Below are 13,300 nucleotides of genomic sequence, written 5' to 3'. Positions count from 1 at the left end.
ATCTTACTGTTTTAGTACCTTAAAAACACCGGAACCCCCTGCCGTAAAAATCTCCACGAACAGGATTCCAGAGGGCAAGGCCGCCATGTCCACTCTATCCACGGCATCGGCTACCGTAAGGAGCAGACGCCCGGACACATCGTACACCATTATGCGCTCTAGGGTATTCCCTTTGGTATCGAAATGCAAAAGGTCCCTCACGGGGTTTGGATAGACCGAGAATTCGTTAAGGGCCAGGTCGTCGAGGCCGGCTATGGTACTGTTTCGGTACCACACCACCTTATCCTCCCGCAGCAATGCTCCCAGCACATCGTTATCACTATCCCCATCCAGGTCCGCCGCATATACCGAGCGTATGCCGCCAGCCTCAATGCCCTCAATCTGTTGTGCTGGGCCAAAGGAACCATTGCCATCCAGGTTTTCGTACCACGAAATATTCTCTCCAAAATCCGAACTACCGGAAACCACGTCCATGTCATTGTCATTATCCAGATCTGCTGCGTATAAGGTGCGAACAAAACCGGCACTATTGCTAATAATTTGCTCTGGACCAAAGTTACCCTGTCCATCCAAGTTTTCGTGCCAAGCTACCAAGTCTTGAGCAGGCGTCACAAATAATGCATCCAAGTCATCGTCACCATCCAGATCAGCCAAAAACACCTCCTCCACACCCGAATCATTATTTGCGATGATGATTTCGCCACTAAATGTTCCCTGTCCGTCCACATTCTCAAACCAAGAAAGTGTCTTCCCAATCCCATTCGCAGAAGTCAAAATATCCATATCGTCATCCCCGTCTATATCACCTACAAATGAATCCCTCCCGGATACGCCAGTCGTTATGATGGTTTTGGGCCCAAAGGTGCCCATGCCATCAGTATTCTCAAACCATGCAATGGTGTCATCCTCATCCGAGGTGCAGACAATATCGGCATCCAGATCACCATCGATATCCACGGCCATGGCGGTTTGGACGCCCAAAACCGAATTGGAAACAATAATGGCACTTCCATAGGTTCCTAAACCATCCAGATTTTCGAGCCATATAAGCTGGTCATTGTCAAATGAAGTTATAACTATATCAAGGTCGTCATCACCATCCAAATCTACAATCTCTAAAGAAAGGGCTTGTGCTAAACCTTCGACGATTGAGTTTTGAGACCCAAAACTTCCTGCCCCATCCAAATTTTCGTACCAAACCACTTCATCAAATAAGGATGCCAAAACATCCAGATCAGTATCCCCATCAATATCCCCAACACGAACCATGAATGCATTAATAGCCAAATCATCAATTAAGTTTTGTGTACCAAATTGGGCCCAACTTGAATAGGTGATTAGACATAGAAATATTATTGGGATTTGTTTTATCATATTCTTATTTTATAATAGCTCTGCATCACATTAAAAGTCATTCTGCTTTAAAATGACCGTTTCCTCCACGGCCCCACCCGAATGGTTTTTTTCAATTTTATACAGGCCGGGATTCAGGTCGTTTACCAGATTGGGATCGTTGATCTGGGTAGAGTCTTTGGGGATTATGGTCACATTGGTATTGAACACCCCATCCTCGAACTTTAAAACCGTCCCATCAGAAGCTGGCCCCGTGGTGGAAAAACAATTGCGGGGGCCGTTGTAATCCAATTGTTGGATACGGATGGCAAAATTATTCCGGTGAATAATATCATCGTACTGACCAGGCAAAGCATCTTTTGGAAAGGAATAATTGAACATTCCCCCATTGATATACCAAAAGGAGGTATCGTTATAATCTGGCGGGGGTGGATAATCCCCATAGGGACCACAGCTTACGAATTCGTAATCGAAACCCGGCTGAAAGGTGGGGGGCACCTGCGGGCCCAGATAGGCCCCATTGGCTGCATAATCCCCTTTATACGGCTCATACAAGGCCTGTACCGTGGTTTGAGCTCCTGCCAATTGGCCCAAGGGGTCATAAGCTATGGACTCGTGCATCCTAATTTTTTGCCCAGCCGTGAAGTTCCTGAAAAACAAATCGGTTCCTGCCGGTACGGCTGGTGAATAACTGACATAGTTTTTGACATCCTCTGCGTCAATGTTGTATTGAAACTCTAAGCAATCGGTACCTGGACCTGAATAAACAAATGTTTCCGAGTCAACATATTCATAGTAATGGGGATCTGGAAGATTTCTGCATTCATTTGGGGTATACCCATTGTAACGGCACCATTCAATACGAAAATTGGGCACCGCAGGGGTGTCCGTTACACGATCTCCAGCAAAAGTTGCGTTGTAGTTAGGATCCAATGGGTTGCGCGTTACGGTTTCCTCACAGTAATCTTCGTTCTCACAACTGCCACAATACTGGGGCACCACACGACCCGCCCAAAAGTCCTGAAAGGTATGATACAATCCCAGGCAGTGCGCAATTTCGTGCACCATAAGCCCTTCCCGGAAGTAGAATTCATGATGTACGTATAAATTGGGCACATAAAAATCCTCTGCGGCACCACCTGGCGCACCACCACTGGCTACATATATATTGAAAGCATCGGTCCTTTGATTGTCCAGGGTTTTTGCGTCATCGAAAAAATCATTGTCCCCGTTAGCTTCGAACATATCGTAATACTCGGTATTAAAGGTATCCATGCCCTTGTATTTAAAATAAATACCAAACTCATTGAACACCCGATTGAGGTGAGATACCGAAGTTAAACAATGTTCCTCCGAAAGTGCGATCCAACCTGGATCCCCATTTAAATCGTTCATCCCCCAGAAAAAGATATTAAAAACAATGGGGTCAAAATCTGTTAAGGAATTTTCGTCTACGTCATAAGAATACACGTCATTGGGATCGGGCCCAGTAGGAGCCACAAAAAAACATTCATCGGGTGTTTGTGCCGCAATGGGCACAATACACAATAAAAGTGAGAGCCAAAAGAAGAGAGGTTTACCTATTTCCCTCCCCAAGGAAATTAATGGTTTCATATTACTGGTTTTAGTTGTTTGCAGGATGAAGTTACGTATTTATTTCGAAACAAAAACGGCACAAAAAAAGCGCCCTCACTGAGGGCGCCTTGTATACTATATGGTAAGAACTATCTAGTTTCCTCCATTGTTATGTACCTGTACCGTAGGATAGTTTCCTATGTCTACCGTTGGGATACTTGCATTGTATTTTCTATTAATGGCATCGATCGCAAGATTGGCCACGTAGGCATATCCCCTAGCGGTTGGATGCACCCCATCTAATGAGAAGGCTCCTCCTGTTACAAAAGTATCGGTTAGGACACCTCCGTTATAAGGAATTCCGGAATTCGCTACCTGTGCCAATTCACCTTTGGCGTCAATTAGAATAAGGTTTCTAGATGCTGCTAAGGCTTCTATGGTAGCATTATATGCTGCCGCAGCATTAGCCACGCTAGTTTGCTCGCTGGCTGTTAACACATATTGGTCTTCCATAGGAAAGGTAATACCATTAACCGACAACTGTGCCGCATCGGCTTCGGGTAGCCCCAAGGCCATTAATTCGGCCATACGGTCGGTATTCAACTGTCCTATTTGGGAAGCACTTACCAATACCATGAGATCACCCTCATTTGCTTGCCTTGCCTGTCCGTACTGCAATCCGAAAATCGTCGCTGTGGGCAAATCCAATCCTCCTGCAGCCAATACCTGTGTTAATTCTGCACTTATGTTGGCCAACGACTCATCCATTACTACAACTTCACTTGCGGCAGTGGTAGAAAACTGAATGGACCTTTCCGGTACTCCCAAAAATGCAAATGCTTGGTTCAACAAAGCATAGGTGGCATTTAACGTTGGAATCTGTGATCCGAAATCAGGATTGGTAGGATCCAAAGCTGCTGTCGGAACCGTCGTAAAGTAAGGAATAGATGTTACGTCTGGAAGGTTGATTACGATACCTTCGGCTCCTCCTGCCATTAGGGCATCCAATACCGCGGTATACGAAGCTCCAAATACAAGCGGATCTGTAATATCGTTAGGACCATAGGTAGTAGGGTCTAGGTTTCCGGTCTGGTCTACACCAGCACCTCCAGCAGTAGCATAACCTAAAATATCATTGTTTCCAATCCACAAACTAAAGAAAGAAGGACTCAATGTCGCTGCATCCGCAGCTACTGTTGTACTGGCACTTGTAGCCATACGTGCAAAGTAAGGGTTTGCCGTTCCGGCAAGCACCCCTGAGGCATCTCCATAACCCGGAGCTACCAAATGGTAACTCTTGGCCCCTGGCACACCCATATTATTGTAGGGTCCAGCTGCGCTGGTAGTTACATCTGTAGTTGCGTTTCCTTCCAGCACTGCTGGGAATGGATTTCCATTGGCATCTGTAGACAACACAAACCTATTGGCTGCCACAGGCGTTCCTCCCAAGGACAAACCTCCTAAATCATCATCCATTAAAGGCTGGGTGAAAGACTCACCTGCACCTGCCTTTGCAAATTGGGAAGCCATAATATTTGGGTACGAATTATTTTGCCCTGAAATGTAAAGGGCACCATCTGCATACCCAGCTGTAAGTGAATTACCAACGGCTACATAATTAGTAAGGTTGGCACTTCCTGTATCATAGAAACCTTCGTCGGTTACCGTATTTTCAAATTCCGGCTCACAGCTTGCCAATGCCACAACTGCTGCCAGTGCTATATATTTAAATGTGTTTTTCATCGTCTTGGTAGTTTATTACATTTTATAGGTTAGCCCAAAACCAGGAATAAAGGCATTACTCTTGTACTTTCCTCCAAACGGAGCCGCTATACCATTTTCGGTGTAAGCATCGTAAGAAGCGTCTACTTCCTTAAAGTGTAGGTAAAGGAAAGAAGCATCGATCTGGAAACGATCGCTTAGGTTTACGGTAAGTCCGGCAGTATATCCGTTACTATCGTTACGTGGTGTTTCCGGTGCGAAGAAACCATCTTGCACAGGGGACTCATCGAAATAGTACCCAGCTCTTAGGGTAAACATTTTGGTTGCGTCGTATTGCAAACCGAAACGCACGGTAGATGCATTTTTATAGTTTCTGGCATTAAAGGAATCTGGAATGCCTTCATCGGCAAAATCGATATCCAAAGACTCATATACATCCCAGAAGGCACGGTTAAAGTCGAAAGCCGCGGTCCACTTGTCGCAGAATTTATAGGAAATCCCAACGGTCATTTCTGCTGGTAACGGTAAGCTTGCGCTAGCCGCAGTATCTGCAAAAGGGGTTAATGGGGAATTCGGAATATTTTCGAAATCGGCATCGGCTTCATCGGCTTCCAAAATGATCTCGGATCGGTAATTCGCCCCAATGGTAATATTTTCACTGGCACGAACCATGACACCAGCAGTCCAACCCCAACTATTTACACCGGAGGCATCGATAGTGACTTCACTACGATTTCCCTCTAAGTCGGTAAGGGTTCGGGAAAGGTTTCTATTGAAGTTTACAGATCCCGTTACATAAATGGGTCCACCACCCACACTCAACACATCGTTGATTTTAAAGGAAACTGTGGGTTGCACAAAAATCGCAGCCAGTTCAATATTATTTACAAGGTGAGAACCTGCCCAATCGTCTTCATATTCTACCCTACTTCCGTATGGTGTGTATACCCCTAGACCAAAAGCCAACCAATCGTTCACTTGATAGGAACCATATAAGTAAAATGGTGTCCCTACTGGGCTATCCGTTTCGGCGAATGCACCCGTCGTTTCATTTTGGTACACTACATTAGAGAACACTCCAAACCCTCCAGCGGATATATTCAATCGATTCTCCAAATGCACCAACCCAGCTGGGTTGAAAAATACCAATTCGCTACTGTCAATTAATGCCACTCCGGTATGCCCCATCGACAAGGACTTATTTCCTTGAAGACTCACGCGGTACCCTCCAGCATACACCATAGCGGATGCAAGCATACATACGGCAAGAAAGACTAATTTCTTCATAATAGTTAAGTTAAGATTTAAATTTTGTTAAGTGTTCGGTGGTAGAATGCAGTGCAACAATTCAAAATTTATTATGCATACATAATACTCTTGTTTTGCAATTTTATAAAAATTATATCTCTTTTTGTAAGAATTTCGTAATAATTTCAAGAAATACTGTAGGATTATCAGCATGTAGCCAATGCCCTGCTCCCTCAACGGTAGCGAACGTCGCCTTGGGAAAGTGTTTTTTGATGAGTATTTCGTCATAGGTTTCTATGTACCCAGAACGCTCACCTCCCAAAAACAAAGCTGCGCCATTAAATTGGGTTCCTTCGGCCAGGGCCTTTCCAATTTCTATATTCTTTTCGGTGAGTACTTCAAGATTCATTCGCAAACCCAATTGACCTTTTTCCTTCCAGTATACATTCTTCAATAAAAACTGACGAATACCCATTTCCGGAATGTAATGGGCAAGCTTCTCATCTGCCTTTCCCCTCGTGGATATTTCAGAAAAATCCAAAGTGGCCAGTGCTTTCAGAATCTCATTATGGTGCTGGGGATAACTTTTGGGAGCGATATCGGCCACTATGAGATGGGACACCCTATCTTCATAACCCGTGGCAAACTCCATCGCCGTTTTTCCACCCATGGAATGTCCCAAAAGTACAATTTCGCTAAGTTGATGGTGCTCGCAGTACTGAAGAAGGTCTTCGGACATGAATCGATATGAAAAATCATTGGAATGAAAACTGCGTCCATGATTGCGCTGATCTACCAAATGAACTTGATAGCCCATCTCAGCAAATTTGCGGCCTAGTGTTTTCCAATTGTCTCCCATGCCCAGGAAGCCATGCAAAATAACAAATGGGGTTCCTTCCCCTATAATTTGTGAATGCAATATCATTTAAGCGAGTTTTTGAAGGTATTGTTTCACAACAGATTCCAAACCTTGGTATAGTGCCTCACAAATTAAGGCATGGCCAATGGAAACTTCCAACAAATGTGGGACGTTTTGTTTAAAGAATTGAATGTTCTGCAAGGACAGATCGTGCCCAGCATTTATTCCCAAACCTAACTCATGGGCACGCTGAGCGCATTCCGCATAGGGCTGCACAGCGCCCTCATTGCCATTTGCAAACTCATGTGCAAACGCTTCGGTATACAACTCTATCCTATCGGTTCCGGTGGCAACTGCTCCTTCTATCATGGCAATTTCAGGATCGACAAAAATGGAAGTCCGTATGCCATTCCTTTTAAATTCTGAAATTATATCGGAAAGGTACTCCTTATGGGTAACGGTATCCCAACCGGCATTTGAGGTAATCGCATCTACTGCATCTGGGACCAATGTTACTTGGGTTGGTTTTATCTCCAACACCATGTTCATGAATTTCTCTATAGGATTCCCTTCAATATTGTACTCGGTAGATACTACGGGTTTAAGATCATAGGCATCTTGGTAACGGATGTGCCGCTCATCGGGTCTTGGATGCACGGTAATGCCCTGCCCTCCAAAACTTTCAATATCCTTAGCAGCCTGAATAACATTGGGAAGTGAACCGCCACGAGCATTTCGTAACGTGGCTATTTTGTTGATGTTTACACTTAGTTTTGTCATGGTATTGTGGAAAAAGGCAAAAATACGAAGATGCCCTTCCTATTTCCATCTTTATTTTAAGTAATTTGCATAAAATTTACAGTAGTGAATACCCAAGACTTCATCATTAACGATCTTAAGGCTTTCGATATAACAACGCACATATCTGAAGTGCAGACTGCATTTAACCAACTTACGTATTCTCACGTTCCAGTGGCAAAAGAGGGTGTCTTCGAAGGATGCTTGAGCGAAACCGACGCACATTGTTTCGAAAGTTCAAAAACCATAGAAGAATATCAATATGCCCTAGAACCCTTTCATGTGCTGAAAAAGACTCATTTCTTGGATATTCTAGAGGCCTTTGCCATTCACGGCAGTAATATCATGCCGGTTCTGGAAGATACCAAGTACTTGGGGTACTACGAACTTAGCGATATCATGGCGTTGTTTAATGACACTCCTTTTTTAAGTGAAACGGGAGGCATCATTGTGGTTGAAAAGGGACTTCAAGATTATTCTTTCAGCGAGATTTGTCAAATAGTGGAAAGTAACGACGGAAGACTCCTAGGGGTTTTTGTGTCCAAATTGGAAAACGACATCATACAGGCTACCATTAAAATAGGCCATTCGGGTATGAATGCCATTGTACAGACCTTTAGACGATACGGATACAATGTAGTGTCGGAGCATGAGGAAGACAAGATGCTAAAGGACCTGCAGGAGCGATCCGACTATCTTAATAAATACCTTAATATGTAATCATGAAAATTGGCATTTACGGACAATTTTATCACGAACATTCTGAGGCCTACATCCAGCTCATTTTGGATGCCCTTCAGAATTATGATGCTGAAGTTCTTATTAAGGCTAATTTCCTAAAAATCCTGAAAGCCCACAAAGGTATTTCAGACCATGTACTCTCCATGGGAACCTTTGAAGAACTTGACAGTTCGTACGATCTTTTTTTTAGTATCGGCGGAGATGGGACCATTTTACGTTCGGTTACTTATGTAAGGGACTTGGGTATTCCTATAGTTGGAATAAATAGTGGCAGGCTGGGTTTTTTGGCTACGATTCAGAAAGAAAATGTAACCGAAAGCATACAGCGAATCCTAAAGGGTGATTATACTATCTCGGAGAGAACACTATTAACGGTTAGCACCCAACCTGAACATCCAGAATTAGAGACATTGGATTTCGCATTGAATGAAATTGCGGTTAATAGAAAGAACACCACCTCCATGATTAAGGTAGAAACTCACTTAAACGATGAGTACCTTACGTCGTATTGGAGTGATGGCTTAATTGTAGCTACCCCAACTGGGTCTACTGGGTATTCCCTAAGTTGTGGTGGACCCGTAATTGATCCTAGCACAAATAGTATAGTCCTGACGCCCATTGCGCCTCACAATTTAAATGCGAGACCGTTTGTAATACCAGACGATTGCACGGTTACATTAAAGGTTTCGGGAAGGGAAGAAAGCTACCTCATGTCCTTGGACTCTAGGGTAGTCACCTTAAAAAACGACACAGTGGTAACGATACGAAAATCCCCATTTTCAATAAAGCTAGTACAGTTGCCAAATGAAAGCTTTGTGAAAACGCTTAGGAAAAAGTTGTTATGGGGCGAAGACAAAAGGAATTAAACAATAAAACACCTTAAAATTTGTTAATCAACTGAGACAAATTTGCTCAAAACATGTAGAAGCAAAGTTAATTAGTATATTTGCAAACTTTTAAGGAATATGAGGTATTTCGTAACGGCCGTTTTATTAATTCTTCTTGTTTTTCAAGGACATTCACAAACCTATGAAGTTGGTGGCTTTATTGGAGGCTCGAATTACATAGGGGATATAGGAAGCACCAGTTATATTGCCCCCAACAATTTTGCGTTTGGTGGTATTTTTAAATGGAACCGAAGCGCAAGGCACTCTTTTAGGGGTTCGTTGATAGTTTCAGGAATAAGTGGAGACGATGCAGATTCTGGTGAAAGCAGGAGAAAACAGAGAGGGTATGATTTTGAGAACACCGTTACCGAAATTTCCGTAGGTATAGAATATACCTTTTGGGAGTTCAACCTTTACAGTGGAAGACCGCAATCGACACCTTATTTGTATACAGGACTTACCTATTTCTTCTATGACGACTTATATAAGAGAAGGGGGACAAGCCAAATAGTAAAATATGAAGGTGCCGGAGCACCTGCAATCCCTATGGTTGTTGGATTTAAAACTTCAGTTCTCGGGAAGTTTATTTTAGGCATAGAAATTGGTGCAAGATATACGTTCACGGACAACCTGGACGGAAGCAATCCGGATCTGGAAGGCAGTGAGCTCTTAAGGTTTGGAAATATAAATAGTGACGATTGGTATGTGTTTACAGGAGTTACACTTACCTATACCTTTGGCAGGAAACCCTGTTACTGCAATTTTTAATAATGACACTTGAAGATAAAATAGATAAAAACAGACTTCCCCAGCACTTAGCAGTGATCATGGATGGCAACGGTAGGTGGGCTAAGAAAAAAGGACTGTTTAGATCTAAGGGTCATGAAAACGGATCTAAGGCCGTGAAGGAAATTGTAGAGGCCTGTGCAAAATTCCCCATTCCCTACCTAACTTTATACGCTTTCTCTACAGAGAACTGGAACCGCCCTAAACTGGAAGTAGAAACCCTTATGAGACTGTTGGTGTCTTCCTTAAAAAAGGAAATATCGACACTTATGGACAATGACATTAGACTCAATGCCATTGGTAGTTTGGATTCCCTTCCCAAAAAAGCACACAATGAGTTATTGGATGTGATGGATCGCACAAAATCCAACTCCCGAATGACACTGACACTAGCGTTGAGCTATGGTTCGCGTGAGGAAATCACAAAAACTATTAAAGAGATTAGCCTTAAAGTTAAAAATAACCTAATTTCGCCGTCGGATATTGACGAAAAGATGATAAATAATCATCTTTACACGCGTGACTTACCAGATGTAGATCTTTTAATAAGAACCAGTGGTGAGCAGCGAATCAGTAACTTTTTATTATGGCAAATCGCATATGCAGAGTTGTATTTTACAGAAACTCTTTGGCCCGATTATAGAAAGGATCACCTTTTTGAAGCCATTTTAAATTATCAAAACAGAGAACGAAGATTTGGAAAGACGAGTGAACAACTTTACCCATAACACCTCCACCCTATTTTACCGCACCCTTTATTGTACTTTATTAGTCACAATATTATCGGTATGGAGTACCTCCGCACAGCAGAAAGAACTCGACTCAGGTATTAGGTATACCATAAATAGTATTAAGGTAACGGGAGCACAAAGTTTTAATGAAAACACGGTAATCGCGTTTACCGGAATCAAGGTGGGCGACCGTATGTACATTCCCGGGGAAAAACTGAGTAATGTAACAAAGAAGCTTTGGGAACAAAACCTGTTTAGCGACATCGCTTTCTACGTGACCAATATAGATGGCAACAATGTAGATCTGGAGCTCTATATCGTGGAGCTTCCAAAACTGAATGAAATTAAGGTCGAAGGTGTTCGCAAGGGTAAAGCAAAGGAAATAATTGACGACAACGATCTTACCAAGGGTACTAAGATTACCAAGAACCTTATTACCACTACCAAAAATTACATTAAAAATAAATATAAGGACCAAGGGTTCTTAAATACGAACGTAATCTTCAGCACAACTCCGGCCCTGGATTCTACGGGAACGGAAATTGGTAAAGATGTTAGGATCTTAATTGACCGCGGTAATCGTGTTAAGATTTCTTCTATTGAGTTTGAAGGCAATGAAGACGTAAAGGACAAAAAGCTTCGTAGGTTCCTTAAAAACACGAAGAAAAAGAACCCGATACGTTTCTACAAAAAGTCGAAATATACCGAAGAAGGATTCCAAGAAGACAAAGAAAACTTAGTAAAAAAATATGCCGAAATAGGCTACAGGGATGCGCGTGTTATTAGCGACACCTTGATTGTGGAAGATGACAAAACAATTTCCCTTAAGCTTAATTTGGAAGAAGGTAGAAGGTATTATTTTGGGGATATTCGTTTCATTGGTAATAGTAGATATACCGATAACTTCCTTAGACAGTATGTAGGTATTCAGAAAGGGGAGGTGTACAACGGAACCTTGCTTAAGGAACGTATCCAGGACAATAGCGATCCCGATGCGGCAGACCTGACCAATCTTTATCAGAACAACGGATATCTTGCCGTGAACATTAATCCTGTAGAGGTTGCGGTTCGAAATGACACTATTGATTTTGAAATTCGAATCCTCGAAAACAAGGAGTTCTATTTCAATCATGTTACCGTTGTTGGAAATGACAAAACAAATGACCATGTTATCTATCGTGAACTTAGAACACGTCCTGGTCAGAAATACAGTAAAAGAAATGTAGTAAGAACCATTCGTGAATTAGGACAGCTCGGCTTCTTCGACGCTGAGCAGCTTACTCCTAATTTTAAGGATGTGGATCAAAACAATGGTTTGGTCGATCTAGAATATGCTGTGGTCGAAAAAGGATCGAGCCAGATTGAGCTTCAAGGAGGTTATGGTGGTGGTGGATTTGTAGGAACCTTAGGGCTTTCCTTCAACAACTTCTCCTTGCGTAATATGTTTAACAAGGACGCTTGGCGACCGGTGCCCATGGGAGATGGACAACGACTTTCCCTTAGGGCCCAAGCCAGTAGCTTCTATCAAACCTATAGTATTTCCCTAACCGAACCTTGGTTGGGCGGGAAAAAACCAGTTCAGTTAAGTACCTCTTTCTCTCATACCATTCAATATTTATTCGATTTTGTAGAGCGTGAAAGGGACCGTGACCGAAGATTCCTTATCACGGGTGGATCTATCGGAATTGCAAAAAGACTAAAGTGGCCTGATGACTATTTTCAATTATCACAGGCACTCAGTTTTCAGCATTACAACTTAAAAAACTACAATACAGGGCTCTTTACATTTGGAAATGGATTTTCGAACAACCTTGCCTATACCATTGGCCTGAGCAGGAACAGTACCTCTGCCAACCCAATTTACCCAAGAGGCGGATCCCAGTTTAATGTAAGTGCTAAATTAACCTTACCATATTCTGCCTTTGGAAGCACAGACTTCTCTGCATTGGCAGATGAAAGACAGACGAATCAGGATATCATAAATGACAATAATAGTGACGCAGGATCTATTGTAGATGCGCGTGAGCGTGTTTCAGAAATTGATCAGGAGCGCTTTAAATGGTTAGAATACTACAAGGTGAAATTTGACGCCACTTGGTATACAGCCATAGTTGGCGATTTGGTATTGCGTCCCAAAGCAGAATTCGGTTTCCTAGGCGCCTATAATAATGATAGAGGAGTCCCTCCATTTGAACGTTTCTTTGTAGGTGGTGACGGATTAGGTGCATTCAGTTTAGATGGAAGAGAAGTTATTCAACTTCGTGGATATCCAAATCAATCATTATCTACCAATGATGGAAATACCATTTACAATAAATTTTCGTTAGAATTAAGATATCCAGTTACATTGAAGCAATTGGCTTCGATTTACGTACTGGCTTTTGCAGAAGGAGGGGGCGCTTTCGACGGATTTAGGAACTATAATCCGTTCGATATTAATAGGTCGGCCGGAGCAGGAATTCGTATATTTATGCCTGCCTTTGGTTTACTGGGTATTGATTTTGGATATGGTTTCGACCCTATTTTAGGGGGAACACAGCGTAATGGATGGGAAACTCATTTCATTATTGGACAACAGTTTTAATTTTTGGCACGATATT

At 42.6% G+C, this 13,300-nt stretch carries 11 protein-coding genes; 5 read left to right on the top strand and 6 right to left on the bottom strand.

Annotation, left to right across the window (positions count from 1 at the left end):
• Nucleotides 1-3: 3 nt before the first annotated feature.
• The 6 genes from AC6JAD_RS09245 to AC6JAD_RS09220 all read right to left on the bottom strand — a co-directional run bounded on the left by AC6JAD_RS09245 (nt 4) and on the right by AC6JAD_RS09220 (nt 7,537).
• Nucleotides 4-1,374 carry a T9SS type A sorting domain-containing protein gene (locus AC6JAD_RS09245; protein WP_497865328.1) on the bottom strand — a complete coding sequence of 457 codons (1,371 nt, stop codon included), beginning with the start codon at nt 1,372-1,374 and terminating at the stop codon, nt 4-6.
• Nucleotides 1,375-1,404: 30 nt separating this feature from the next.
• The gene (locus AC6JAD_RS09240; RefSeq protein ID WP_461305451.1) at nt 1,405-2,967 is read right to left on the bottom strand and encodes a zinc metalloprotease; all 1,563 of its coding nucleotides are present in this window, start codon (nt 2,965-2,967) and stop codon (nt 1,405-1,407) included.
• Nucleotides 2,968-3,081: 114 nt separating this feature from the next.
• The gene (locus AC6JAD_RS09235) at nt 3,082-4,671 is read right to left on the bottom strand and encodes an SGNH/GDSL hydrolase family protein (protein WP_461305450.1); all 1,590 of its coding nucleotides are present in this window, start codon (nt 4,669-4,671) and stop codon (nt 3,082-3,084) included.
• Nucleotides 4,672-4,686: 15 nt separating this feature from the next.
• Complete coding sequence (locus tag AC6JAD_RS09230) at nt 4,687-5,937, bottom strand: OmpP1/FadL family transporter (protein ID WP_461305449.1); 1,251 nt, start codon at nt 5,935-5,937, stop codon at nt 4,687-4,689.
• A 112-nt stretch (nt 5,938-6,049) separates the two neighbouring features.
• On the bottom strand, nt 6,050-6,823 hold the full coding sequence (locus AC6JAD_RS09225; RefSeq protein ID WP_461305448.1) for an alpha/beta fold hydrolase: 774 nt from the start codon (nt 6,821-6,823) through the stop codon (nt 6,050-6,052).
• Nucleotides 6,824-7,537, bottom strand: a complete 714-nt coding sequence (locus AC6JAD_RS09220; protein ID WP_461305447.1) for a pyridoxine 5'-phosphate synthase — start codon at nt 7,535-7,537, stop codon at nt 6,824-6,826.
• Between the two features lie 84 nt (nt 7,538-7,621).
• Between AC6JAD_RS09220 and AC6JAD_RS09215 the strand changes: the two genes are divergently transcribed.
• The 5 genes from AC6JAD_RS09215 (at nt 7,622) to bamA (ending at nt 13,284) form a co-directional block, all read left to right on the top strand.
• Nucleotides 7,622-8,275 carry a CBS domain-containing protein gene (locus tag AC6JAD_RS09215; RefSeq protein WP_461305446.1) on the top strand — a complete coding sequence of 218 codons (654 nt, stop codon included), beginning with the start codon at nt 7,622-7,624 and terminating at the stop codon, nt 8,273-8,275.
• A 2-nt stretch (nt 8,276-8,277) separates the two neighbouring features.
• Nucleotides 8,278-9,162: an NAD kinase gene (locus AC6JAD_RS09210; RefSeq protein ID WP_461305445.1), complete on the top strand. Its 885-nt coding sequence runs from the start codon at nt 8,278-8,280 to the stop codon at nt 9,160-9,162.
• 99 nt (nt 9,163-9,261) lie between these two features.
• The gene (gene porG / locus AC6JAD_RS09205; protein WP_461305444.1) at nt 9,262-9,951 is read left to right on the top strand and encodes a type IX secretion system protein PorG; all 690 of its coding nucleotides are present in this window, start codon (nt 9,262-9,264) and stop codon (nt 9,949-9,951) included.
• A gap of 2 nt (nt 9,952-9,953) precedes the next feature.
• Entirely contained in the window at nt 9,954-10,697 is a 744-nt protein-coding gene (gene uppS / locus AC6JAD_RS09200) for an undecaprenyl pyrophosphate synthase (RefSeq protein ID WP_461305443.1), read from the top strand.
• A complete protein-coding gene (bamA, locus tag AC6JAD_RS09195; protein ID WP_461305442.1) occupies nt 10,666-13,284 on the top strand; it encodes an outer membrane protein assembly factor BamA in 2,619 nt (872 codons plus the stop codon). The genes uppS and bamA overlap by 32 nt, the downstream gene beginning before the upstream one ends.
• The last annotated feature ends 16 nt before the right edge of the window (nt 13,285-13,300 follow it).

The sequence above is a fragment of the Aureisphaera sp. genome (assembly GCF_059726885.1).
Note: the sequence above shows the minus strand (reverse complement) of the source record. Positions and strands in the feature narration are given on the sequence as shown.

Coding starts and splice junctions, on each gene's coding strand:
- porG (WP_461305444.1), top strand. CDS start 9,262: ATGAGGTATTTCGTAACGGCCGTTTTATTAATTCTTCTTGTTTTTCAA.
- AC6JAD_RS09230 (WP_461305449.1), bottom strand. CDS start 5,937: ATGAAGAAATTAGTCTTTCTTGCCGTATGTATGCTTGCATCCGCTATG.
- AC6JAD_RS09240 (WP_461305451.1), bottom strand. CDS start 2,967: ATGAAACCATTAATTTCCTTGGGGAGGGAAATAGGTAAACCTCTCTTC.
- AC6JAD_RS09225 (WP_461305448.1), bottom strand. CDS start 6,823: ATGATATTGCATTCACAAATTATAGGGGAAGGAACCCCATTTGTTATT.
- uppS (WP_461305443.1), top strand. CDS start 9,954: ATGACACTTGAAGATAAAATAGATAAAAACAGACTTCCCCAGCACTTA.
- AC6JAD_RS09245 (WP_497865328.1), bottom strand. CDS start 1,374: ATGATAAAACAAATCCCAATAATATTTCTATGTCTAATCACCTATTCA.
- AC6JAD_RS09235 (WP_461305450.1), bottom strand. CDS start 4,671: ATGAAAAACACATTTAAATATATAGCACTGGCAGCAGTTGTGGCATTG.
- AC6JAD_RS09220 (WP_461305447.1), bottom strand. CDS start 7,537: ATGACAAAACTAAGTGTAAACATCAACAAAATAGCCACGTTACGAAAT.
- AC6JAD_RS09210 (WP_461305445.1), top strand. CDS start 8,278: ATGAAAATTGGCATTTACGGACAATTTTATCACGAACATTCTGAGGCC.